Raw genomic sequence first — 22,981 nt, 5'->3', positions numbered from 1 at the left:
GGTCCGGGGCTGCGTCGTACGGGCGGGGGGCCGCTACTTGCGGCCGGCCAGCTTCCACGTGGCGGGCAGCAGGCCCATCGCCAGCGCCGCCTTGAGCGCGTCGCCGATCAGGAACGGGGTCAGCCCCGCCGCGACGGCCGCGCCGAAGGACATCCCGGTGGACAGCGCCAGGTACGGCACGCCCACGGCGTAGATCAGGGCCGAGCCCAGCGCCATCGTGCCAGCCGTACGGAGGACCGAGCGGTCCGCGCCGCGGCGGGCCAGCGCGCCCACGACGGTGGCGGCGAGGAGCATGCCGAGCACGTAGCCGAACGAGGCCCCGCCCGCGCCGGAGGTGCCGCCCGCGAACCACGGCACGCCCGCCATGCCGACGAGCGCGTACAGGGCGAGGGACAGGAAGCCGCGGCGGGCGCCGAACGCGGTGCCGACGAGCAGGGCCGCGAAGGTCTGGCCGGTGACCGGGACCGGGGAGCCGGGGACGGGCACCGCGATCTGCGCGGCGAGGCCGGTGAGCGCGGCTCCGCCGGCGACGAGCGCGATGTCGCGGACGCGGCTCGCGGGCAGCAGGTCGGCCAGGACGGCGCCGGGGCGGAAGGAGACGGAAGCAGTGCTCATCGGAGGCTCCGCGGAGTGAGGGTGACGGGACGATCACCGACGCTAGTGCGCGGCCGGGCGCCGCCCCACCTCCGGCCGGGACAAAGCCCTGCTCACCGCTTTGGTGGGGAGTGCACAAAGAGGCCGGTTCGCGTCCCTGCGGGAGTGATCCGCGTCACGAGCCGGATTCAGTCAACACGTCCGTTTTTGCGCGGATGGGCGCCGTCCGGCGAGACTGTAGGGTCCCGCCAATCCGAATGCGGAGCCCCCACCGCCGCTGCCGAGCACGAGAGTACGAGCACCCACTCATGCGCGACCGCTTGCCCACCACCCCTCCCACCGGGCCCACCCCTGCCGAAGGGCCCGATCTCCCGGCGGAACCCCTCAGCCACAGCCTGAAGCAGCGCCACCTGACCATGCTGGGCCTCGGCGGCGTGATCGGCGCCGGGCTGTTCGTCGGCTCCGGCGCCGGCATCGGCATCGCCGGCCCCGCGATCATCTGCTCGTACCTGCTGGCGGGCGCCCTCGCCATGCTGGTGATGCGCGCGCTCGGCGAGATGTCGGCGGCGATGCCCGCCTCCGGCTCCTTCTCCGTCTACGCGGAGAAGGCGCTGGGGCGCTGGGCCGGGTTCTCGGCGGGCTGGCTCTACTGGTTCCTGCTGGTCGTGGTGCTGGCGGTGGAGGCCACCGGCGCGGCGAAGATCGCGAACGGCTGGCTGCCCTCGGTCGACCAGTGGGTCTGGGTGCTGATCTTCATGGTGGTCTTCACCGTGAGCAACCTGGCCGCCGTGAAGAACTTCGGCGAGTTCGAGTTCTGGTTCGCGGCCCTCAAGGTCGGCGCGATCGTCCTCTTCCTCGTCCTCGGCACGCTGGCGATCTTCGGCCTGCTGCCGGACACGGACCCCATCGGCATGGCCAACCTGACCGGCCGGGGCGGGTTCTTCCCCGAGGGCTTCGGCGGGGTGGTCGCCGGCATGCTCGCGGTCATCTTCGCCTTCGGCGGCCTGGAGGTCGTCACCATCGCGGCGGCCGAGTCCGACAACCCGGCCAAGTCCGTGGCCCGCGCGGTGCGCAGCGCCGTGTGGCGCATCCTCTTCTTCTACGTCGGCTCGATGGTGGTCATCGTGACCCTGCTGCCGTGGGACTCGCTGGAGCCGGGGCAGAGCCCGTACGTCGCCGTCCTGGACTCCATCGGGATCCCCGCGGCCGGCCAGATCATGAACATCGTGGTGTTCGTGGCGCTCCTCTCGGCCCTCAACGCCAATCTGTACGGCTCCTCGCGCATCGTGTTCTCGCTGGCCGAGCGCGGCGAGGCGCCCAAGGCGCTGCTGAAGGTGTCGGGCGGCGGGGTGCCGCGCCGGGCCGTGTTCGCCTCGGTGGCCTTCGGCTTCGTGTCGGTGGTGCTGAACCTGCTGTGGCCGGACACGGTCTTCCTCTACATGCTGAACGCGGTCGGCGCGGTGCTGCTGTTCGTGTGGGCGCTGATCGCGGTCTCGGAGCTGAAGCTGCGCCGCATGCTGGAGCGGGACATGCCGGAGCGCCTCACGCTGCGGATGTGGTGCTTCCCGTACCTGACGTGGGCGGCTCTGCTGGGCATGGCTGCGGTGCTGGTGCTGATGCTGTTCGACGACTCGGCGCGGCCGCAGCTGCTGTGGTCCACGGGTGCGGCGGCCGCCGTACTGCTGGTGGCGTGGGTACGCGAGATCCGGGCCCGCCGGGCCTGACCCCGCGGCGGCGGTGAAGGAGCGGGCCCCCGCGCCGGAAGGCGGCGGGGGCCCGTTCGGCGTTCGGGGGCTGTCAGGTCCGCAGGTGAGAGGCGCCGTTGACGTCGAGGACGGTGCCCGAGCTCCAGGCCGCCGCGGGCGAGGCGAGGTGGAGGACCGCGGCGGCGACCTCCTCGGGGGTGCCGACCCGGCCGAAGGGGCTCTGGGCGCGGATGCGCTCCCCCTCCTCCCCGTCGAGCCTGCCGGCGACCCGTTCGGTGGCCACGAAGCCGGGGGCGACGGCCGCGACCGCGATGCCGTGCGGAGCCAGGGAGACGGCGAGGGACTGGCCGAGGGCGTGCAGGGCAGCCTTGGTGGCGCCGTACGCCGGGTGGTCGGGCTCGCCCCGGAAGGCGCCGCGCGAACCGATGTTGACGACGCGGCCCTCGCGGCCTCCGTCGATCATCCGGCGGGTCACGCAGTGCGTGAGGTTGGCGGCGCCGAACAGGTTGACCGCGGCGGTGTGCTGCCAGGCCGCCTGCCAGTCGGCGTACGAGGTGGTGGGCAGCGGGTGCGCGACCATGACGGCGGCGTTGTTGACCAGCACGTCCACACCGTCGAGCGCCTCCTCGGCCGCGGCGGCCAGGTCCGCCACCTGCGCGGGGTCGGCGAGGTCGCCGGTGAGCAGGACGTGGCCGCCGCCGGGCAGCCCGGCGAGGGTCCGTTCGGCGTCGGCCCGGCGGGCGGTGCAGTGCACGGCGACCCGGTCGCCCTGACGGGCGAAGGCGGTGGCGACGGCCCGCCCGATGCCGCGGGAGGCTCCGGTGACCAGTACGCCCCGGCCCGTCGCCGCCAATTCCCGTATGCCGTGGTCCATTCGGCCTCCTGCCGCGTCTCGGGTGTCTCGGGTGTCCCGAGCGTCTTGATCGCGAGCGTACGGGGGCGATCACCGATGGTCATCTCGCTGTCCGAATAACGGACGCAGAATGTCCGTTGATCGGACGAGGGTGAGACTGGGGCACTTCCTCCCGTCCACCCGCACACCGGACAGGCAGCACCTTCATGAGTCAGACAGCCACCGCGCCCCGTGCCGAGGAGGCACCCCCCTCGGGCGGCGCCGGATCCCCCCTCGGCAACGGCCTCAAGCAGCGCCACCTCTCGATGATCGCCCTCGGCGGGGTCATCGGCGCCGGCCTCTTCGTGGGCTCCGGCGCCGGCATCGCCGCCGCGGGTCCCTCGATCGTGATCGCGTACGCCGCGTCCGGTCTGCTCGTGATGTTCGTGATGCGGATGCTCGGCGAGATGTCCGCCGCCAATCCCGCCTCCGGCTCCTTCTCCGTGCACGCGGACCGGGCGATCGGCCCCTGGGCCGGGTTCACGGCCGGCTGGATGTTCTGGACCCTGCTGTGCGTGGGCGTGGCCATCGAGGCGATCGGCGCGGCGCACATCATGACCGGCTGGTTCCCGGGCACCCCGTCCTGGGTGTGGGTGCTGGCCTTCATGGCGCTGTTCTGCGGCACGAACCTGGCCGCCGTCTCCAACTTCGGCGAGTTCGAGTTCTGGTTCGCCGCCCTCAAGATCGGTGCGATCGCGCTCTTCCTCGGCCTGGGCGTGCTGGCCGTCCTGGGGCTGCTGCCCGGCACCTCCTCCCCCGGCGCCGCCAACCTGCTGCACAACGGCGGGTTCCTGCCCAACGGCATGGACGGCCTGCTGGTCGGACTGCTCGCCTCGGTCGTCGCGTACGGCGGTCTGGAGACGGTGACCATCGCGGCCGCCGAATCGGAGAACCCCGTCAAGGGCGTGGCCCGGGCCGTGAAGACCACCATGTGGCGGATCGCGATCGTCTACGTCGGCTCCATGCTGGTCATCGTCACGCTGCTGCCGTGGAACGACCCGGCGGTGACCGAGGACGGCCCGTACGCGGCGGCCCTGGACCACCTGGGCATCCCGGCCGCCGGCGAGATCATGAACGTGGTCATCCTGATCGCCCTGCTGTCGGCGATGAACGCCAACATCTACGGCTCCTCGCGCATGGCCCACTCGCTCGTCTCCCGCGGCCAGGGCCCGAAGGCGCTGGGCAAGGTCAGCGGCCGGGTGCCGCGCCGCGCGGTGCTCGCCTCCTGCGGGTTCGGCTTCGTCACCGTGCTGCTGTCGTACTGGTACCCGGACACCCTGTTCGCCTGGCTGCTGAACATGGTCGGCGGGGTCATCCTCGTCGTCTGGGGCTTCATCGCCGTCTCGCAGTTCGTGCTGCGGCGCCGGCTGGAGCGGGAGGCCCCTTCGAAGCTGGTCGTGAAGATGTGGGGCTTCCCGTACCTGACCTGGGTGGCGCTGGCCGGGGTGGCCGGGGTGCTGGTCCTGATGGCGCTCGACCGGGATACCCGGGTCCAGGTGGTCTTCACCGGCGGCCTGACCGTCGCCCTCGCGGCGACCGGCTACGTGATGCAGCGCCGGGCGGCCGCCGCCCGCTGACACGACCCCGCACCCAGGTGGGCCCCGTGCGTTCGCACGGGGCCCACCGTCGTTCTACAGAGGTAACCCTTACGTGATCACCGGAATAGATACTGCTAGCGTGCAGTTGCGCATTGATTGCAATAAGCAGTTGGCACGCTGAGGGGACCGGATAACACGCATGGCCATCTACACGCTTCCTGAGCTTCCGTACGACTACGCGGCGCTGGAGCCGGTGATCAACCCGCAGATCATCGAGCTGCACCACGACAAGCACCACGCGGCTTACGTCACCGGCGCCAACAACACGCTGGAGCAGCTGGCGGAGGCCCGCGACAAGGAGAACTGGGGTGCGCTGAACGGCCTGGAGAAGAACCTGGCCTTCCACCTCTCCGGTCACATCCTGCACAGCATCTACTGGCACAACATGGCCAGCCCGAAGACCGGCGAGGGCGGCGGCGAGCCCACCGCGGCCGACGGCCTCGGCGACCTGGCCGACGCGATCACCGAGTCCTTCGGCTCCTTCGCGAAGTTCAAGAAGCAGCTGACCTTCGCGTCCTCCGCGACGCAGGGCTCCGGCTGGGGCGTGCTCGCGTACGAGCCCGTCAGCGGCCGTCTGGTCGTCGAGCAGGTCTACGACCACCAGGGCAACGTGGGTGTGGCCAGCACCCCGATCCTGGTCTTCGACGCCTGGGAGCACGCCTTCTACCTGCAGTACAAGAACCAGAAGGTCGACTTCATCGAGGCCATGTGGAACGTCGTCAACTGGCAGGACGTGGCCGGGCGCTACGCCGACGCCAAGGCGAACACCCCGCTGCTGATCCCCGTCAAGGGCTGACCAGCACCCCCGAGCCGTCCGCCTCGTGATCGTCTTCTCAACCTTCGCGTGCGGGCGTGTCAAACGGAAGACCCCCGCAAGGACGTGACTTGCGGGGGTCTTCCGGCTGTTCGACAGCAGGCCTACTCGAAGGACGGGCCCTTGGTGCGGGTGCGCTTGATCTCGTAGAACCCGGGGGTGGAGGCGACGAGCAGGGTGCCGTCCCACAGCCGGGCCGCGGCCTCGCCGCGCGGGGTCGGGGTGACGACCGGCCCGAAGAAGGCCACCTCGTCGCCCTCGGCGCCGGGCACGGAGATCACCGGGGTGCCGACCTCCTGGCCGACGCGCTCGATGCCGTCGTTGTGGGAGTCGCGCAGCACGTGGTCGTACTCGTCGGAGTCGGCGTAGGCGAGCAGCTCGGCCGGCAGGCCGACCTCCTCCAGCGCCTCGGCGATGACCTCGCGGGTCGCGCCCTTGTCCTCGTTGTGGATCCGGGTGCCGAGCGCGGTGTACAGCTTGCCGGTGATCTCCTCACCGTGCTTCTGCTGGGCCGCGATGACGACGCGGACCGGCGCCCAGCCCTTGGGGCCGAGCAGCTCGCGGTAGCGCTCGGGCAGCTCGTCGAGCTTGTTCTCGTTCAGGACGGCGAGGCTCATCACGTGCCAGCGCACTTCGACGTCGCGGACCTTCTCGACCTCCAGCATCCAGCGGGACGTCATCCAGGCCCAGGGGCAGAGCGGGTCGAACCAGAAATCGACCGGGGTCTTCTCGCGCACCTGGGTGTCGGCCATGTCTCTCCTCTGATCGCTGCGTGCATCACTGGTCGTGTTCCCCCTCGCCAACCAGGCCGGGACCTCGCGCATTCCCCCGTGCGAGGATTCCGTCAGGTATCGCGATCACGCACGAAGGAGTGCACGTGCCCGGAGAGAATCTGTCCCGTGACGAGGCCCGCGAGCGGGCCGAGCTGCTGTCCGTCGACGGGTACGAGGTGGTCCTCGACCTGAGGTCCGCCGTGGACGAGGCCGAACCGGCCGAGGGCCCCCGGACCTTCCGCTCGGTGACCACGATCCGCTTTCGGGCCGCCGCCCCCGGGTCGGCCACCTTCGCGGACCTCATCGCCCCGTCGGTGAACTCCGTCACCCTCAACGGGCGGGAGCTGGACCCGGCCGCCGTCTTCGACGGCGCGCGGATCGCCCTGGCCGATCTGGCCTCCGAGAACGTCCTGGTCGTGGACGCGAACTGCGCGTACAGCCGGACGGGCGAGGGCATGCACCGCTTCGTCGACCCGGAGGACGGCGAGGTCTACCTCTACACGCAGTACGAGCCGGCCGACGCCCGCCGCGTGTACGCGAACTTCGAGCAGCCCGACCTGAAGGCCCCGTACCGCTTCGAGGTGACCGCGCCGGAGGGCTGGCACGTCTGGAGCAACGGCGCCGAGGAATCCCGCGAGGGAACGACCCGGCGCTTCGCCGAGACCGCGCCGATCTCCACGTACATCACCTGCGTGGTGGCGGGCCCGTACCACTACGTGACGGACACCTACACGCGCGGGGACCTGACGATCCCGCTGGGCGCGATGTGCCGCAAGGGGCTGGCGAAGCACTTCGACGCGGACGACGTCTTCCTGGTCACCAAGCAGGGCTTCGACTTCTTCCACGAGCACTTCGACTACCCGTACCCCTTCGGGAAGTACGACCAGGCCTTCGTGCCGGAGTACAACCTGGGCGCGATGGAGAACCCGGGGATGGTGACCTTCCGCGAGGAGTACATCTTCCGCGGCAAGGTGACGCGGGCCGCGTACGAGCGGCGCTGTAACACGATCCTGCACGAGATGGCCCACATGTGGTTCGGCGACCTCGTCACCATGAAGTGGTGGGACGACCTGTGGCTGAAGGAGTCCTTCGCGGACTTCATGGGCTCCTTCTCGCAGGTCGAGGCGACCCGCTTCGACCAGGCGTGGGTGACCTTCGCCAACAACCGCAAGGCGTGGGCGTACCGGGCCGACCAGCTGCCCTCCACGCACCCGATCACGGCCGACATCCGTGACCTGGAGGACGCGAAGCTCAACTTCGACGGCATCACGTACGCCAAGGGCGCCGCGGTGCTCAAGCAGCTCGTCGCCTACGTGGGCCGGGAGGCGTTCCTGGAGGGCGCGCGGCGCTACTTCAAGGCCAACGCGTACGGGAACACCACGCTCGACGATCTGCTGTCGGTGCTCGGCGAGGTCTCCGGGCGGGACATGGCCGAGTGGTCGCGGGCCTGGCTGCAGACGGCCGGCGTGAACGTGCTGACGCCGGTGCTGACGTACGACGCGGGCGGCCGGGTGACCGAGCTGGCCGTGGTCCAGGAGGGCGAGGAGCTCCGCCCGCACCGGGTGGCGGTCGGCCTGTACCGGCTGGAGGAGGGCTCGCTGGTCCGCTACGCACGGGCCGAGGCGGACGTGGCCGGCGCTTCGACGGTCGTCGCCGAGCTGGCCGGGCTGGAGCGGCCCGACCTGGTGCTGGTCAACGACGACGACCTGACGTACTGCAAGATGCGCTTCGACGAGGGCTCGCTGGCGACCCTGCGCGAGCGGCTCGGCGGCGTGGCGGATCCGCTGGCTCGGGCGCTGTGCTGGTCGGCGCTGTGGAACCTGACGCGCGACGGGCTGATGCCGGCGCGCGACTTCATCTCGATGGTGCTGGCCCACGCCGGCCGCGAGAGCGACGTCGGCGTGCTGCAGATGCTGCACTCGCAGGCGCTGGCCGCGGTCACGCACTACGCGACGGCCGGCTGGCGCGAGCAGGGCGGCCGGGTGCTGTCGGCGGTCGCGCTGCAGGAGCTGCGGATGTCCGAGCCGGGCTCGGAGCACCAGCTGACCTGGGCCCGCTTCTTCGCGGCGGGCGCGGCGACGGAGGGCGACTTCCAGCTGCTGCTGGGCCTGCTGGACGGTTCGGCGCGGATCGACGGGCTGGACGTGGACCAGGAGCTGCGGTGGGACTTCCTGCTGCCGCTGGCCGCGCACGGAGCGGTGGACGAGGCTGTGCTGGCGGCGGAACTGGCCCGCGACGACACGGCGTCGGGCAAGCGGCACCAGGTGCGCTGCCTGGCGGCGCGGCCGTCCGCGGCGGTCAAGGACCAGGCGTGGGCGGCGGTCGTCGAGTCGGACGCGCTGTCGAACGCGCTGGTGGAGGCGACGATCGCGGGCATGCAGCAGCCTTCGCAGCGGGCGCTGCTGGCCCCGTACGCGGGGCGCTACTTCGAGGTGATCGAGCGGATCTGGGCGGACCGGTCGATCCAGATCGGCATGCACGTGGTGAAGGGGATGTACCCCTCGCTGGAGGACTCGGAGTCGACGCTGGCCGCCACCGACGCCTGGCTCTCCGCACACGCCGGTGCCGCTCCGGCGCTGCGCCGCCTGGTGCTGGAGGCCCGTGACGACCTGGCCCGGGCGCTGCGGGCGCAGGCCTGCGACGCGGCCGCCGCGGCGGGTTCGGCCTCGGTCTAGCGGCACCGTCGGCGGGGCCGGTCCGCCCAGGGGGACGACCGGCTCCGCCGACGGATGCGAACGACGCTATCGGCATTCGAACGGCCGTACTTTAGTGCGGTCTTGTCCGGATTTGTCGACGGGCGTGTAACAGGGGTTAGCGGGACCGGGGCGGGCGGGAATCTCCGCCGCATGAACCACAACGCGCCCCTCCCCCTCGCCCACCTCACCGGCAGCAGCCCCCGGGTGATGAGCCTCCCCCAGCTCCGTGAGCACGGCGTCAGCGCCTCCGAAGCGGCCGAGCGGCCCTGGCAGGAGATCCTGCCCGGCGTGTTCCTCCTCCACGCCGGCGCCGCGACCAGCGAGGAGCGCCTGCACGCCGCCCTGCTGTACGCCGGCCGGCGCGGCGGCGAGGCCATGATCACCGGGCTCGCTGCCCTCGCGCTGTACCGGTTCGGCTCCGCGCCCGCGCTGCTCGCCCTGACGCAGATCGACGTACTGGTGCCCCACACCCGCCGGCTCCGCTCCGTCGACGCCGTCCGGATCGTCCGGACGCACACCCCGCCGCGTCCGCAGCAGGTGACCGGACTGCCCGTCGCCCCGGTGGCCCGGGCCCTGGCGGACGCGGTGGCCCAGCTGTCCGACGCCGGGACCGTACGCCGCCTGCTCAGCGAGGCCGTCCGCGGCGGTCACTGCGAACCCGCCGCCGTCGTACGGGAGCTGACGGTGGCGCGGCTGCTGAACCGGCCCCACGTCGTGGACGCCGTCGAGTCCCTGCTCGCGGAGGGCCGGGCCATCGCCGAGGACCGGCTGTACCAGCTCGTACGGGGCTACGAGCTCCCCGAGCCGGTCTGGAACGTGGACCTGCGGCTGCCCGGCGGCCCGCACCTCGGCGGGGTCGACGCCTACTGGCCCGACCAGGCCGTCGCCATCGAGATCGACACCCGCGCACCGCGGCAGGGCGAGGACGAGCAGTTCTCGGAGGCCGTGCGCAAGCGGGAGACCCTGGAGCGGCTCGGCGTGACCGTCCTGCACATCACCCCGCGCAAGCTGCGCGACTGGCCCGAGCAGCAGGCCGCGGTGGTCCGCACCGCCCTGACGGCGTCCGCCGACCGCGAGCCGGCCGCCTACCTGGTCGTACTCCCACGGTGAGGCGGCGGATTGGCCGGCGAGTACTCCGGGGCGCTCCAGCGCAGCCGCCCGGGGTGCAGGCCCTCCACCACCGATTCGACCCGGAAGTGGATGCTCCGGCCGCCGTCGGGCCCGTACTCGGTCCGGGCACTGCCGCTGAGCTGGAGCACCGCACCGCTCTCCCAGTCCGGGAACAGCAGTCCGGCCCGTGGATCGGCGGCCAGGTTCCCGAGGGTCAGGAACATGGCGTTGCCCGCATAGTCCGGCCAGCACAGCTCGACGGGCGAGAGCACCTCGACGAATCCCGGCATCCCGCCCCGGTGGCTGGCGTCGACCCCGTTCCCGGCGGTGGTGGCGACGAAGAAGGTGTCGGCGGCCCGGACGGCCCGCTCCTGGCCGGGGGTGAGCGCGCCCCCGCGCCGCACGACACCCGCCCCTTCGGAGACCAGCTCCACCGGCTGCCGCTTCTGGATGTACTTGGGGCAGTTGGCGAAGACCCGCTCCGCCTCGACCGCGAACCCCCGCGCGGTCACCTCCAGCGTCCCGCCCAGGCGCATCCGGCGCCGGGTGCGCGGGTCGAGGGAGATCGTCCCGACCCGGGTACCCGCCGTGGCGAGCACCTCGGCGAGGGGGTCCCCGGCCGGCACTCCGCCGGCCACCGCCATCCTGTGCGGACCCGTGGCCCGGACGAAACCGGGCGGGCCGGTGAGCAGCGAGGCCCACACGCGTCCCGCCCCGTCGGCGGCGCCGACGACCAGGTGCGGCTGCAGCTCAAGGAAGGCCGCGGCGACGTCCTTGATGCCCGCACCGATCGAACGTCCGACGTGCTCGGCGAGCTCGCGCACCCCCACGCGTTCCTGCACGGCCACCGAGCCCTGGTGGTACCGGTCCATGATGCCGCCTCCTGACTGAGTGCCTAGAAGAACCCGCAGGTCGGAGCCCCCGAGATGGGGACCGGAGCCCCCTCGGCGCCGACCGGTGCGGAGATCTCCAGGCGGGTGCCGTCGGGGTCGTGGAAGAAGATGCCGCCGGAGGCCCTGCCCTCGCCGTGGGCGACGACCCCTTCGTAGGCGAACTCCACGCCCAGCCCGCGCAGCCGCTCCTCGTACGCCCGGACCTCGTCGACGGTGGCGGCGGAGAGCGCCAGGTGGTGCAGTCCCGCGGCCGCCGGGGCGTACGCGCCGTCGGCCTGCTGCCAGAGCGTGAGGACGAGCTCGCCGTCCTGCCCGAGGAAGGCGAAGCGGCGGTCCGCCTCCTCGCCCCCGCCCAGCTGCTCGAAGCCGAGGGCGTCCCGGTAGAAGGCGAGGGAACGGGTGAGGTCGGTGACGTTCAGACCCACGTGCCCGGTGCGCAGCTTGCTGATGACAGCCGTCACGGCTGCCCCCTTCCATCGATTCCACGACTCTAACCTTCTAAATCAAAGTTAAGGGTTATGACTCGGGGCGTCAACCGGTCACGTACTCTTGAGGGGTTAGCAGGCGCGTGCGGAGGAGCGGCGAGATGGCGACAGCGGCGGCGGATCCCCGCCCCCTGACGGGCGAGCCGGTCTCCCTGGACCTGCTGAACACGCGCTGGATGCGGGACGGCGAGGTCGTCGACCTCTTCGCCGGCGCCTTCGGGCTGACCCGGGTCGAGGGGCTCGCGATCTGGCTGCGCAGCACCGGCCTGGCCGGCCGCTTCCGCGCCGACGCCGCCACCCTCGTCCACCTGCTGACCGCCCGCGAGGCACTCGCCCGCGCGGTCGCGGACCCGGCCGACGAGAGCGCGCGCACCCTGGTCGACGCCGTCCTGGAGCACGGCCGGATCCGGGCCACCCTGACCCCCGAAGGCCCGGGCGAGCGCGCCGAGTTCGAGGACCCGACCTGGGGTCCGGCCTGGACGGCCGCCCGCGACTACCTGGAACTGCTGGGTGCGGCACCCGAGCGGATCCGCAAGTGCGCCTCCGAGTCGTGCGTGCTGCACTTCCACGACACCTCGCGCAACGGCACCCGGCGCTGGTGCTCCATGTCCGTGTGCGGAAACCGGGCGAAGGCCTCGCGGCACTACGCGCGCACGCGCGTGCGCTGACGGCCCGGAAGTTGTCACACCCGATCTGAGACCGGGCTTCGGACCATCCTCGCAATGAGGTCGGGAAGTCGACAAAGCAACACTTCAACCCCTGCGATTCGTACGCGTACGACCCGGTACGGCCTCGATGGCGCATGACGCGCCCTGGCGAGAGTCCGCCATGTCAGGTCTCGGTCAATGACAAGGCTCCCCAAAGAGCGGTCGATTGCGCAAAGCTGACCGGTCATCCGGCACCGAAATCCGGACCGTATCTTTCACTTATCCAGGGATGCTGATGACCCTCGAATCCCCCAGCTCCATATCCGGGGCCAGACGCGTCGCACGCGTCGCGGCCGCGGCCGGCCTGGTCGCCGCGCTGGCGACCGCGGGCGCGATGCCCGTGTTCGCGGCGACCGGCCCCGCCGGCACCCCGGGCACGAGCCCGGCCGTCAAGTCCGCCGACGAGAAGATCGGTTCGGCGGACGCCGAGCTGCTCCAGGCGGCCAAGGCCAAGGGCGACGCGACCGTCACCGTCATGGTGGCCACCGCCCCCGGCCAGACCAAGCAGGTCGCCGACCAGCTCGGTGCGGTCCAGGGCGCCTCGGTCGGCCAGACGAACGACAAGCTCGGCTACGTGCGGGCCACGCTGCCGACCGCCAAGGCCGAGGCCGCCCTGAAGGCGGCCGCGAAGCTGTCCTCGGTGCACGCCCTGGACCTCAAGCACGAGATCCAGCTCTCGGACCCGCGTCCCGACGCGGGCAAGGACGCGGGGGCGGCGAGGAAGACCGCCTCCGAGACCTACCCGGGACCGGACAAGAACACCCCCGCGAAGAACCCGTACAACCCGTCCTTCGAGACGGGCGCGGTGGACTTCGTCGCCAAGAACCCGCAGGCCGACGGCCGCGGCGTGACCATCGGCATCCTGGACTCGGGCGTCGACCTCGGCCACCCGGCGCTCCAGAAGACCACCACCGGCGAGCGCAAGATCGTCGACTGGGTCACCGCGACCGACCCGATCACGGACAACGACGCCACCTGGCGCCCGCAGATCACCCCGGTCACGGCCGCGGGCGGCACCTTCAGCGCCGGCGGCCAGAGCTGGAAGGCCCCTGAGGGCTCTTACCAGTGGAGCCGGTTCAGCGAGTCGATCACCGCCACCGGTGACGCGAAGGGCGACGTCAACCGCGACGGGGACACCACCGACCGGTTCGGCATGCTCTACGACGCCGCCGCCGGCACCGTCCGCGTCGACACCGACCAGGACGGCGACTTCACGAACAACGAGCCGATGAAGCCGTACAAGGACGGCTACCAGATCGGCTACTTCGGCACGGACAACCCGGCGACCGACGTCGCCGAGCGGATCCCGTTCGTTATCCAGATCCGCAAGGACGTCCCGATGGACCCGCTGGGCGGGGACTGGGTCGGCAAGAAGGCCGACTTCGTCAACATCGGCATCATCGAGTCCGAGCACGGCACGCACGTCGCCGGCATCACCGCCGCCAACAGCCTCTTCGGCGGCAAGATGAACGGCGAGGCCCCCGGCGCGAAGATCGTCTCCTCGCGCGCCTGCTCCTGGTCCGGCGGCTGCACCAACGTCGCGCTGACCGAGGGCATGATCGACCTCGTCGTCAACCGCGGTGTGGACATCGTCAACATGTCCATCGGCGGCCTGCCGGCGCTGAACGACGGCAACAACGCCCGCGCCGAGCTCTACAAGAACCTCATCGACACCTACGGTGTCCAGCTCGTCATCTCGGCGGGCAACGAGGGCCCCGGTGTCAACACCATCGGCGACCCCGGTCTCGCGGACAAGGTCATCTCCGTGGGTGCCGCGGTCTCCAAGGAGACCTGGGCCGCGAACTACGGCTCCGGCGTGACCAAGAAGTACGACATGTTCCCGTTCTCCTCGCGCGGTCCGCGTGAGGACGGCGGCTTCACGCCGACCATCACCGCCCCCGGCGCGGCCATCAACACCACGCAGACCTGGCTGCCCGGCTCCCCGGTGAAGGAGGCCGGCTACAACCTCCCGGCCGGCTACTCGATGCTGCAGGGCACCTCGATGTCCTCGCCGCAGGCGACGGGCGCCAGCGCCCTGCTGCTCTCGGCCGCCAAGCAGCAGCACGTGACGGTCACCCCGGCGAGCCTGCGCGTGGCGCTCACCAGCACCGCGAAGAAGATCGCCGACGTCCCGGCGCACGCCCAGGGCGCGGGCCTGATCAACATCGTCGACGCGTGGGAGTCCCTCCAGCGCGGCGCCAAGGCCAACGAGTTCACCGTCAAGGCGCCGGTCGACACCGCGATCGACCAGTTCCTGAAGACCCCGGGCTTCGGCACCGGCCTCTACGACCGCGAGGGCGGCCTCAAGGTCGGCCAGAAGAAGGTCTACGACGTCGTCGTCACCCGCACCACCGGCGTCAAGTACGGCACCCGCCACGACCTGACCTGGCGCAACAACGACGGCACGTTCAAGGTCGTCGGCGGCTACGACTACGTCACGCTGCCGCTGAACAAGCCGGTCACCATCAAGGTCGAGGCCAACCCCAAGTCGGCCGGCGTCCACAGCGGCATCCTGCAGCTGGACGACGAGACCACCGAGGGCATCGACAAGCAGATCCTGACCACGGTCGTCGCCTCCACGCCGCTGGCGAAGCCGTCGTTCACGATGTCGGACTCCTCCTCCGTGCAGCGCAACAGCCACAAGTCGTACTTCGTGACCGTCCCGCAGGGCGCGAAGTCCCTTGAGGTCGCCCTGGGCGGCCTGAAGCCGGGCAGCCAGACGCGCTTCATCTCGATCCACCCGTACGGTGTGGGCGTCGAGGACAGCGCGACCACCCAGTGCTACCCGAACTACGACAACCCGGCCAACACCTGCCGCCCCGACCTGCGCTCGTACGAGAACCCGCAGCCGGGCGTCTGGGAGATCGAGGTCGAGTCGCGCCGTACGTCGCCGCTGCTCGACAACCCGTTCAAGCTGGACGTCTCCGTCCTCGGCGCGGCCTTCGACCCGGCGGTCAAGGTCCTGCCCGAGGTGAAGCAGGGCACCCCGGCCCCGGTCCAGTGGACCATCAAGAACGACGGCGCCGCGATCAGCGGCGGCAAGCTCCAGGGCGGCCCGCTCGGCTCCGCGAAGGTCGCCAAGCCGACCATCGCGAACGGCGAGACCCAGACCAGCACCGTCACCATCGGTGAGGGCGTCTCCCGCCTGGACGTGGCCATCGGCGGTGTCTCCGACACCGGTGCCGACCTCGACCTCACCGTCCTCAAGGACGGCGTGAAGGTCGGCTCCTCCGCGGACGGCGACTCCGAGGAGGCCGTGACCCTGCTCAACCCGGCCGCCGGCACCTACACCATCCAGGTGGACGGTTACGCCGTTCCGGCCGGCACCACCACGTTCAACTACCGCGACGTGTACTTCTCGGCCGCCCTGGGCTCCGTCCAGGTCGACGCGGGCGCCGCGGTGAACCTCGCCAACGGCGCCTCGGCGTCCGTCACGGCGAACGTCCTCGCCGCCGCTCCGGCCCCCGAGGGCCGTCAGTTCTTCGGCGAGGTCAAGCTGCTCAACGCCCGCGGCACCGCCGCCGGCACCGGCAGCGTCCAGATCGAGAAGGTCACCCCGTAACGGATGACCGGCTGATCGCATGACGGAGGGGCGGGCGCCCGGATCGGGCGCCCGCCCCTTCGCCGTTCCCCCCTCGGGAGCGGGCGCCGGCTACTTGCCCAGCGAGCTCAGGTCCTGGGCGTACGTGCCCACCGCGTGCGCGATGACGTCCAGGTTGGTGTCGAAGGCCTTCAGGTCCAGGTTCTTCAGGGTGTCGCCCGCCCCATGGTAGTTCGGGTCGTACGGGGCGCCCGCCGTGCCGCCGTACCGCTTCGCCTGCTCGGCGGTCTTGACGCCCTCGGCGCCGGTGAACGTACCGCCGGCCGGGATGCCGTTCGCGATGAACGGGCCGTAGTCGGAGCGGCCGTCGAAGTCGCTGCCCTCGTGCGGCTTGTGCTTCTTGTCGAGGAAGCCGTTGATGAGCGCCTCGATCTGCGCCGAGCCGGCCGGACCCGCGCCCTCGCCGGTCTTGTCCGAGTCGTCGCCGTCGTAGACGAACTGCACCGGGTTCGGCGAGGCGATCATGTCGAAGTTCAGGTAGAGCGCGATGTCCTTCTTCTGCTTCCCGGACAGCTGCGCCACGTAGTGCTCGGAGCCCAGCAGGCCGAGCTCCTCGGCCGACCACCAGGCGAAGCGGACCTTGTTCGCCGGACCCCTGCCCTTCTTGTTGGCGCCCTCGTCGGCCAGCTTCAGGGCCACCTCCAGCAGACCTGCCGAGCCGGAGCCGTTGTCGTTGATGCCCGGGCCCTCGGGGACCGAGTCCAGGTGGGAGCCGACGGTGACCACGCGGTCGGAGCGGCCGCCCCTGGTCTCGGCGATCACGTTGCGGGTGGTCTTCTTCACGTGCTCCTGGTCCAGGTCCAGGCGCACCTTCACCTCGCCCTTCGCGGCGGCCGCGGCCAGCGCCTCGCCGTCGGCCAGGCTGAGGCCCGCGCTCGGGATGATCCCCTCGGCCGGCGAGGAGAACCCGCCGCGGACCGGGGTGGTACCGCTGTGGTTGTAGACGATGACTCCGATCGCACCGGCCGCGGCGGCGGCCTTCTGCTTCTCCACGAAGGTGCAGGAGCCGCGCTTGACCAGGGCGATCTTCCCGGTGAAGGTGCCGCCCGCGTAGTCGTCGGCCGTGCAGCCGGGGGTCTCGTCGACCCGGGCGAGGGCGAGCGGGGCGACCAGGCCGCCCGCCGGCGTGGACCGGGTGAAGGTGAACGCGGCGGTGGGCAGCTCGCGCGGCGCTCCGTCGAGGCCGGCCAGGACGGTGGTCCGCTCCGTCTTCGTGTGCGCCTCGTAGATGTCGAAGTCCTGGTAGGAGACCTCGTACCCGGCCTTCTTCAAGGTGTCGTGGACATAGGCGGCGGAGGCCGCGTGGCCCGGGGTGCCCGCCGCGCGGTTGCCTCCGTTGGCGTCGGCGATCTGCTGGAACTTCGCCAGGTGGCGGTAGGCCCCGCGGGCGGTGACCTCCTCGACCAGTTCCTTGGCCAGCCGGCCCTCGCGCGGATGGGCGGACGCCGGGGTGGCGGCCAGCAGGACGGGTGCGGCGACGGCGGCGGCCGCGAGGGCGGCGAGGGCCGGTATGGACCGGCTGCGGTGGCGGATGGCGCGCACGATGGTTCTCCCCGAGTTCGGTATGCGGAATGCCCGTCCGGCGAGCGGACGCGACAGACCGGACCGTAACCGGCTGCGACCAGGCAAAACGGGCGCTCGGCGGGGGTGCAACACAGCCGCCACGAACGTGTCACGGGGGTTCACATTCAGGACACCGTCCGTTCCTCGGACAATGGATTGGACAAGACTCGTGGGGTCGAACGCATGATGGCTCCACGCGCGCACGCGTCGTACGGAGCAGAAGGAGTCACCGTGAGGGTCGGAATCGTCGGAGCCACCGGTCAGGTCGGCGCAGTCATGCGCGGCATCCTCGCCGAGCGCAAGTTCCCGGTGGACGAGCTGCGGCTGTTCGCCTCGGCCCGTTCCGCGGGCTCGACCCTCGACTGGGAGGGCCGGGAGATCACCATCGAGGACGCCTCCGCGGCCGACTACTCCGGCCTGGACATCGTGCTGTTCTCCGCGGGCGGCGCCACCTCGAAGGCCCTCGCCGAGAAGGTCGCCTCCCAGGGCGCCGTCGTGATCGACAACTCCTCCGCCTGGCGCGGCGACCCCGACGTGCCGCTCGTCGTCTCCGAGGTCAACCCGCACGCGATCAAGAACCGCCCCAAGGGCATCATCGCGAACCCGAACTGCACCACCATGGCCGCCATGCCCGTGCTGCGCCCGCTGCACGACGAGGCCGGCCTCACCGCCATGGTCGCCACCACCTACCAGGCCGTCTCCGGCTCGGGCCTGGCCGGCGTCGCCGAGCTCAAGGGCCAGGCCTGCGCGGTCTCCGAGACCGCCGACCAGCTGACCTTCGACGGCGGGGCCGTCGACTTCCCGGAGGCGAAGGTCTACAAGCGCCCGATCGCCTACAACGTGGTCCCGCTCGCGGGCAACCTGGTCGACGACGGCTCCTTCGAGACCGACGAGGAGCAGAAGCTCCGCAACGAGTCCCGCAAGATCCTGGAGATCCCGGGCCTCAAGGTCTCCGGCACCTGCGTGCGCGTCCCGGTCTTCTCCGGCCACTCCCTCCAGGTCAACGCCCGCTTCGCGAACCCGATCAGCGTGGAGCGCGCGTACGAGCTGCTGGGGGACGCCCCCGGCGTCGAGCTCTCGGAGATCCCGACCCCGCTGCAGGCGGCGGGCAAGGACGCCTCGTACGTGGGCCGCATCCGCGTCGACGAGACGGTGGAGAACGGCCTCGCGCTGTTCCTCTCGAACGACAACCTCCGCAAGGGCGCGGCCCTGAACGCGGTCCAGATCGCCGAGCTGGTCGCCGAGGAGCTCCGCGGCTGACGCCGGTCACGCGGCGGAAGGGGGCGGCACCGGCCGGTGCCGCCCCCTTCCGCGTGCCCGCCGGCCGTCAGGGCCTGCGGACCTCGAAGAGGAAGCAGCCGAACTCGGTGGCGCGTACGTGGACCAGGGCGGCCCGCGGGTCGGCGAAGGCCTCCGCCAGGGCCTCCTCCAGATCCGCCTGCGGGTCCTCGCTCAGGAGGAGGGCGCGGCCGCCGAGGATGTGGCCCCCGGCGTCGTAGCGGCGGACCGTGCGCAGGGCCCCTGCCTGGGCGAAGGGGTGGCCCTCGCCCCCGGCCGGGCCGCCGCAGCCGTCGGCGTGGATGAACACCGGGCCCTGTTCGTCGTACGCGCCCGGGTCGACGCCCGTCCCGGCCGCCCAGCGGCGCAGCGGCGCGTACGAGACGAGCGCGATCCGCTCCGCGCGGCGGCTTCGGCGCAGGCAGCAGCGCAGCGGGGCACCGCCCTCGGGGTCCTCGTACGGGACGCAGGGGCGGCCGGCGTCGTCGCGTTCGCGCAGGGCGGTGAGGGTGGCGGGGTCGATGGGACGTGCGGCGTGGAGCGCCGGTCGGGGCGCGAATCGTGTCGTCATGCGTCCAGGGTGGGTGTCCGGATCCGGTGAAGCTGGCGGAAATCGGACGTCGCGTTTCGCCCGTGGATTACTCGCGGGCGCCCGGTCGGCCCCACGTGGAAGTATGTCGGGGCAACGTCACCATCAAAGGAGATGACCGCGTGCCTGGCACGAATCTCACCCGTGAAGAGGCTCAGCAGCGGGCGAAGCTGCTCACCGTCGACTCGTACGAGGTCGAACTCGATCTCAGCGGTGCGCAGGAGGGCGGCACGTACCCGTCCGTGACCACCGTGCGGTTCCGGTCGGCGGAGGCCGGCGAGACCTTCATCGACCTGGTCGCCCCGGCCGTGCACGAGGTCGTCCTGAACGGCAAGTCGCTGGACGTGGCCGAGGTCTTCCGGGACGCGCGCATCGCGCTGAACCACCTCGCGGCCGGCCCCAACGAGCTCCGCGTCGTCGCGGACTGCGCCTACACCAACACGGGCGAGGGCCTGCACCGCTTCGTCGACCCTGTCGACGAGCAGGCCTACCTGTACACCCAGTTCGAGGTGCCGGACGCGCGCCGCGTGTTCGCCAGCTTCGAGCAGCCCGACCTGAAGGCGACGTTCCAGTTCACCGTGACGGCCCCCGAGGGCTGGACGGTCATCTCGAACTCCCCGACGCCCGGTGCCGCGGACGTGAAGGACAACGTCTGGCGCTTCGCGCCGACGCCCCGCATCTCCACGTACATCACGGCCCTGATCGCGGGCCCGTACCACTCGGTGCACAGCTCGTACGAGGGCCCGAACGGCCAGTCGGTGCCGCTCGGCATCTACTGCCGCCCGTCGCTGGCCGAGTTCCTGGACGCGGACGCGATCTTCGACGTGACCCGCCAGGGCTTCGACTGGTTCCAGGAGAAGTTCGCGTACGACTACCCGTTCGCCAAGTACGACCAGCTCTTCGTCCCGGAGTTCAACGCGGGCGCGATGGAGAACGCGGGCGCGGTCACCATCCGCGACCAGTACGTCTTCCGCTCGAAGGTGACGGACGCGGCGTACGAGGGCCGCGCCGAGACCATCCTGCACGAGCTCGCGCACATGTGGTTCGGCGACCTGGTCACCATGGAGTGGTGGAACGACCTGTGGCTGAACGAGTCGTTCGCGACGTACACCTCGGTCGCCTGCCAGGCGTCCGCCGAGGGCACGAAGTGGCCGCAGGCGTGGACCACCTTCGCCAACTCGATGAAGACCTGGGCGTACCGGCAGGACCAGCTGCCGTCCACGCACCCGATCATGGCCGACATCCGTGACCTGGACGACGTCCTGGTCAACTTCGACGGCATCACGTACGCCAAGGGCGCCTCGGTGCTCAAGCAGCTCGTCGCGTACGTGGGCACGGACGCCTTCTTCCAGGGCGTGCAGGCGTACTTCAAGGCGCACGCCTTCGGCAACACGCGCCTGTCGGACCTGCTGGGCGCCCTGGAGAAGACCTCGGGCCGCGACCTGACCGCCTGGTCGAAGGCCTGGCTGGAGACGGCCGGCATCAACGTCCTGCGCCCCCGCATCGAGACGGCCGCGGACGGCACGATCACTGCGTTCACGGTCAGCCAGGAGGCCCCGGCGCTGCCCGCGGGCGCGAAGGGCGAGCCGACGCTGCGCCCGCACCGGATCGCGATCGGCCTGTACGACCTGGACGGCGGCAAGCTCGTCCGTACGGACCGCATCGAGCTGGACATCGACGGCGAGCTGACCGAGGTCGCGCAGCTGGTCGGCCGGGCCCGTCCGGCCGTCGTGCTGCTGAACGACGACGACCTGTCGTACGCCAAGGTCCGCCTGGACGAGGTCTCGCTGGAGAACGTCACCGCGCACCTGGGCGACTTCACCGAGTCGCTGCCGCGGGCGCTGTGCTGGGCCTCGGCCTGGGACATGACCCGCGACGGCGAGCTGGCGACGCGCGACTACCTCGCGCTGGTCCTGTCGGGCATCGGCAAGGAGTCGGACATCGGCGTCGTCCAGTCGCTGCACCGCCAGGTGAAGCTGGCCGTGGACCTGTACGCCGACCCGGCGTGGCGGGAGCAGGGCCTGGCGACCTGGACCGAGGCCGCGCTGGAGCACCTGCGCGGCGCCGAGCCGGGCAGCGACCACCAGCTGGCCTGGGCCCGCGCGTTCGCGGCGACGGCGCGCACCGAGGGGCAGCTGACGTTCCTGTCGGCGCTGCTCGACGGTGCGGCGGAGGTCGAGGGCCTGGTCGTGGACACCGAGCTGCGGTGGGCGTTCCTGGAGCGCCTCGTCTCGACGGGTGTCCTGGGCGACGCGGCCATCGACGCGGAGCTGGAGCGCGACCGTACGGCGGCGGGCGAGCGCCACGCGGCCACGGCGCGGGCCGCGCGTCCGACGGCCGAGGCCAAGGCGGAGGCCTGGGCCTCGCTGGTGGAGTCCGCCGACCTGCCGAACGCGGTGCAGGACGCGGTGATCGGCGGTTTCGTCCAGACCGACCAGCGCGAGCTGCTGGCCCCGTACGCCGAGAAGTTCTTCGCGGTGGTCAAGGACATCTGGGACAACCGCAGCCACGAGATCGCCCAGCAGATCGCAGTGGGCCTCTACCCCTCGCTCCAGGTCTCCCGGGAGACCCTGGCGGCGACGGACGCCTGGCTGGCCGCGGCGGAGCCGAACGCGGCGCTGCGCCGCCTGGTCTCCGAGTCCCGCTCGGGCGTGGAGCGCGCCCTGAAGGCCCAGTCCGCGGACGCGGCGTCGGCTTCCTGACCCGCCCCGCAGCCTGACCGTCCGGTGCCCCCGTCCCGCTCCCGCGGGGCGGGGGCACCGGTGGTCCGGTCACGGATTGCGGTGCGCGGCCACCGTACGCAGGGCCGTCAGGACCCTGGAGACCGCCGGAGCTGATTCGCCGCCGCGGCGGGTCGCCGCCAGGACGTGCCGGGTGGGGCGGTCGTGGACCAGGACCCGCACGGCCACCCCCGAGGCCCGGCTCGACACCATGCGCGGGACCAGGGCCACGCCCATCCCGGCCTCGACCATGGCCAGGATCGCGGTCCAGCCGGATGCCGAGTGCGCCTGTTCGGGGACGAAGCCGGCGGCCTCGCAGGCGTTGCGGGCGATCTCCTGCCAGGGGCCGCTGCCCCCGTAGATCCACGCGTCCCGGGAGAGGTCCGCCAGCCGCAGGGCCGGCGCCGCGGCGAGGGGGTGGTCCGGTGGGAGGGCCACGTCGAGGGGGTCTTCCAGCAGCGTGATGCGGGTGAACCGCGGATCCCGGGCGGTGGGGGCGTGCGCCGCCAGCGAGAGGGCCAGGTCCACGGCCCCGGCCGCCAGCAGCTCGTACGACTGCGCCGCCTCGGTCTCCCGTACCCGCACCTCCACCCCCGGATGGCTGCGCCGCAGCGCCGCCACCGCCGGGACGACCAGCGCCGGCACGGCCGTGGAGAAGGCCCCGATCCGGACCTCCCCCGCCTCCCCGGCCAGGTAACCGGCCAGCTCGGCGTCCGCCCGCTCCAGCTGCGCGAACACCGCCTCCGCGTGCCGCAGTACGAGGTGCGCCGCGTCCGTGAGCCGGACCCGGCGCCCCTGCGCCTCCAGCAGCGGAACCCCCACCTGCCGGGCGAGATTGGTCAGCTGCTGCGAAACGGCCGAGGGCGTCATGTGCAGTGCCTCGGCCGTCGCGGTCACGGTCCCCCGGTCGGCGAGGGTCCGCAGGATCCGCAGCTTCTTGATGTCCCACTCGGTCATGGACC

The 22,981-nt window shown here is 71.6% G+C and carries 17 protein-coding genes; 9 read left to right on the top strand and 8 right to left on the bottom strand.

Annotated elements, in window-relative coordinates; all coding sequences use genetic code 11:
• Nucleotides 1-33: 33 nt before the first annotated feature.
• A complete protein-coding gene (locus ACFYXV_RS13870) occupies nucleotides 34-615 on the bottom strand; it encodes a biotin transporter BioY (protein WP_385474284.1) in 582 nt (193 codons plus the stop codon).
• Between the two features lie 287 nt (nucleotides 616-902).
• On the opposite strand from ACFYXV_RS13870, the gene ACFYXV_RS13865 reads away from it, so the two are divergent.
• The gene (locus ACFYXV_RS13865; RefSeq protein ID WP_385474286.1) at nucleotides 903-2,318 is read left to right on the top strand and encodes an amino acid permease; all 1,416 of its coding nucleotides are present in this window, start codon (nucleotides 903-905) and stop codon (nucleotides 2,316-2,318) included.
• A gap of 73 nt (nucleotides 2,319-2,391) precedes the next feature.
• On the opposite strand, the gene ACFYXV_RS13860 is transcribed toward ACFYXV_RS13865, so the two are convergent.
• Nucleotides 2,392-3,174, bottom strand: a complete 783-nt coding sequence (locus ACFYXV_RS13860) for an SDR family NAD(P)-dependent oxidoreductase (RefSeq protein ID WP_385474288.1) — start codon at nucleotides 3,172-3,174, stop codon at nucleotides 2,392-2,394.
• 185 nt (nucleotides 3,175-3,359) lie between these two features.
• Between ACFYXV_RS13860 and ACFYXV_RS13855 the strand changes: the two genes are divergently transcribed.
• Together ACFYXV_RS13855 and ACFYXV_RS13850 are read left to right on the top strand one after the other, a co-directional pair.
• Complete coding sequence (locus ACFYXV_RS13855) at nucleotides 3,360-4,769, top strand: amino acid permease (RefSeq protein ID WP_389382972.1); 1,410 nt, start codon at nucleotides 3,360-3,362, stop codon at nucleotides 4,767-4,769.
• 160 nt (nucleotides 4,770-4,929) lie between these two features.
• Complete coding sequence (locus ACFYXV_RS13850) at nucleotides 4,930-5,586, top strand: superoxide dismutase (RefSeq protein WP_383345310.1); 657 nt, start codon at nucleotides 4,930-4,932, stop codon at nucleotides 5,584-5,586.
• A gap of 122 nt (nucleotides 5,587-5,708) precedes the next feature.
• On the opposite strand, the gene ACFYXV_RS13845 is transcribed toward ACFYXV_RS13850, so the two are convergent.
• Nucleotides 5,709-6,356, bottom strand: coding sequence for a DsbA family protein (locus tag ACFYXV_RS13845; protein WP_383345307.1), 648 nt, complete (start codon nucleotides 6,354-6,356; stop codon nucleotides 5,709-5,711).
• 125 nt (nucleotides 6,357-6,481) lie between these two features.
• Here ACFYXV_RS13845 and pepN (ACFYXV_RS13840) point away from each other — a divergent pair, with 125 nt between their 5' ends.
• Nucleotides 6,482-9,052, top strand: coding sequence for an aminopeptidase N (gene pepN / locus ACFYXV_RS13840; protein WP_389382971.1), 2,571 nt, complete (start codon nucleotides 6,482-6,484; stop codon nucleotides 9,050-9,052).
• A gap of 171 nt (nucleotides 9,053-9,223) precedes the next feature.
• Entirely contained in the window at nucleotides 9,224-10,183 is a 960-nt protein-coding gene (locus ACFYXV_RS13835; RefSeq protein WP_385476877.1) for a hypothetical protein, read from the top strand.
• Here ACFYXV_RS13835 and ACFYXV_RS13830 read toward each other — a convergent pair.
• Both ACFYXV_RS13830 and ACFYXV_RS13825 read right to left on the bottom strand, forming a co-directional pair.
• Nucleotides 10,159-11,055 (bottom strand): pyridoxamine 5'-phosphate oxidase family protein, encoded by an 897-nt coding sequence (locus ACFYXV_RS13830; protein ID WP_389382970.1) that lies wholly within the window; start codon nucleotides 11,053-11,055, stop codon nucleotides 10,159-10,161. The genes ACFYXV_RS13835 and ACFYXV_RS13830 overlap by 25 nt on opposite strands.
• A gap of 23 nt (nucleotides 11,056-11,078) precedes the next feature.
• Complete coding sequence (locus ACFYXV_RS13825; protein ID WP_389382969.1) at nucleotides 11,079-11,537, bottom strand: VOC family protein; 459 nt, start codon at nucleotides 11,535-11,537, stop codon at nucleotides 11,079-11,081.
• A gap of 125 nt (nucleotides 11,538-11,662) precedes the next feature.
• Between ACFYXV_RS13825 and ACFYXV_RS13820 the strand changes: the two genes are divergently transcribed.
• Together ACFYXV_RS13820 and ACFYXV_RS13815 are read left to right on the top strand one after the other, a co-directional pair.
• The gene (locus ACFYXV_RS13820; protein ID WP_385476883.1) at nucleotides 11,663-12,229 is read left to right on the top strand and encodes a CGNR zinc finger domain-containing protein; all 567 of its coding nucleotides are present in this window, start codon (nucleotides 11,663-11,665) and stop codon (nucleotides 12,227-12,229) included.
• A 274-nt stretch (nucleotides 12,230-12,503) separates the two neighbouring features.
• Nucleotides 12,504-15,830 (top strand): S8 family serine peptidase, encoded by a 3,327-nt coding sequence (locus ACFYXV_RS13815; protein ID WP_389382968.1) that lies wholly within the window; start codon nucleotides 12,504-12,506, stop codon nucleotides 15,828-15,830.
• Between the two features lie 90 nt (nucleotides 15,831-15,920).
• On the opposite strand, the gene ACFYXV_RS13810 is transcribed toward ACFYXV_RS13815, so the two are convergent.
• Nucleotides 15,921-17,411, bottom strand: a complete 1,491-nt coding sequence (locus tag ACFYXV_RS13810) for a M28 family metallopeptidase (protein WP_389382967.1) — start codon at nucleotides 17,409-17,411, stop codon at nucleotides 15,921-15,923.
• A 252-nt stretch (nucleotides 17,412-17,663) separates the two neighbouring features.
• On the opposite strand from ACFYXV_RS13810, the gene ACFYXV_RS13805 reads away from it, so the two are divergent.
• The gene (locus ACFYXV_RS13805) at nucleotides 17,664-18,692 is read left to right on the top strand and encodes an aspartate-semialdehyde dehydrogenase (protein ID WP_383345279.1); all 1,029 of its coding nucleotides are present in this window, start codon (nucleotides 17,664-17,666) and stop codon (nucleotides 18,690-18,692) included.
• A gap of 67 nt (nucleotides 18,693-18,759) precedes the next feature.
• Here ACFYXV_RS13805 and ACFYXV_RS13800 read toward each other — a convergent pair whose 3' ends face one another.
• Nucleotides 18,760-19,281 carry a DUF1203 domain-containing protein gene (locus tag ACFYXV_RS13800; protein ID WP_389382966.1) on the bottom strand — a complete coding sequence of 174 codons (522 nt, stop codon included), beginning with the start codon at nucleotides 19,279-19,281 and terminating at the stop codon, nucleotides 18,760-18,762.
• A gap of 140 nt (nucleotides 19,282-19,421) precedes the next feature.
• On the opposite strand from ACFYXV_RS13800, the gene pepN (ACFYXV_RS13795) reads away from it, so the two are divergent.
• Nucleotides 19,422-22,001: an aminopeptidase N gene (gene pepN / locus ACFYXV_RS13795; protein ID WP_389382965.1), complete on the top strand. Its 2,580-nt coding sequence runs from the start codon at nucleotides 19,422-19,424 to the stop codon at nucleotides 21,999-22,001.
• Nucleotides 22,002-22,070: 69 nt separating this feature from the next.
• Here the strand turns inward: pepN (ACFYXV_RS13795) and ACFYXV_RS13790 are convergent, their stop codons facing one another.
• Nucleotides 22,071-22,976: a LysR family transcriptional regulator gene (locus ACFYXV_RS13790; protein WP_389382964.1), complete on the bottom strand. Its 906-nt coding sequence runs from the start codon at nucleotides 22,974-22,976 to the stop codon at nucleotides 22,071-22,073.
• Nucleotides 22,977-22,981 lie beyond the last annotated feature (5 nt).

The organism is Streptomyces sp. NPDC002181 (assembly GCF_042890485.1).
GTDB lineage: Bacteria > Actinomycetota > Actinomycetes > Streptomycetales > Streptomycetaceae > Streptomyces.
The sequence above is the reverse complement of the archived record's forward strand: the minus strand, read 5'-3'. Positions and strand labels throughout refer to the sequence as shown.

What these genes read in the sequence shown, in the direction of transcription:
- ACFYXV_RS13870 (WP_385474284.1), bottom strand. Translation starts at nt 615, where the DNA reads ATGAGCACTGCTTCCGTCTCCTTCCGCCCCGGCGCCGTCCTGGCCGAC.
- ACFYXV_RS13865 (WP_385474286.1), top strand. Translation starts at nt 903, where the DNA reads ATGCGCGACCGCTTGCCCACCACCCCTCCCACCGGGCCCACCCCTGCC.
- ACFYXV_RS13860 (WP_385474288.1), bottom strand. Translation starts at nt 3,174, where the DNA reads ATGGACCACGGCATACGGGAATTGGCGGCGACGGGCCGGGGCGTACTG.
- ACFYXV_RS13855 (WP_389382972.1), top strand. Translation starts at nt 3,360, where the DNA reads ATGAGTCAGACAGCCACCGCGCCCCGTGCCGAGGAGGCACCCCCCTCG.
- ACFYXV_RS13850 (WP_383345310.1), top strand. Translation starts at nt 4,930, where the DNA reads ATGGCCATCTACACGCTTCCTGAGCTTCCGTACGACTACGCGGCGCTG.
- ACFYXV_RS13845 (WP_383345307.1), bottom strand. Translation starts at nt 6,356, where the DNA reads ATGGCCGACACCCAGGTGCGCGAGAAGACCCCGGTCGATTTCTGGTTC.
- ACFYXV_RS13835 (WP_385476877.1), top strand. Translation starts at nt 9,224, where the DNA reads ATGAACCACAACGCGCCCCTCCCCCTCGCCCACCTCACCGGCAGCAGC.
- ACFYXV_RS13830 (WP_389382970.1), bottom strand. Translation starts at nt 11,055, where the DNA reads ATGGACCGGTACCACCAGGGCTCGGTGGCCGTGCAGGAACGCGTGGGG.
- ACFYXV_RS13820 (WP_385476883.1), top strand. Translation starts at nt 11,663, where the DNA reads ATGGCGACAGCGGCGGCGGATCCCCGCCCCCTGACGGGCGAGCCGGTC.
- ACFYXV_RS13815 (WP_389382968.1), top strand. Translation starts at nt 12,504, where the DNA reads ATGACCCTCGAATCCCCCAGCTCCATATCCGGGGCCAGACGCGTCGCA.
- ACFYXV_RS13800 (WP_389382966.1), bottom strand. Translation starts at nt 19,281, where the DNA reads ATGACGACACGATTCGCGCCCCGACCGGCGCTCCACGCCGCACGTCCC.
- ACFYXV_RS13790 (WP_389382964.1), bottom strand. Translation starts at nt 22,976, where the DNA reads ATGACCGAGTGGGACATCAAGAAGCTGCGGATCCTGCGGACCCTCGCC.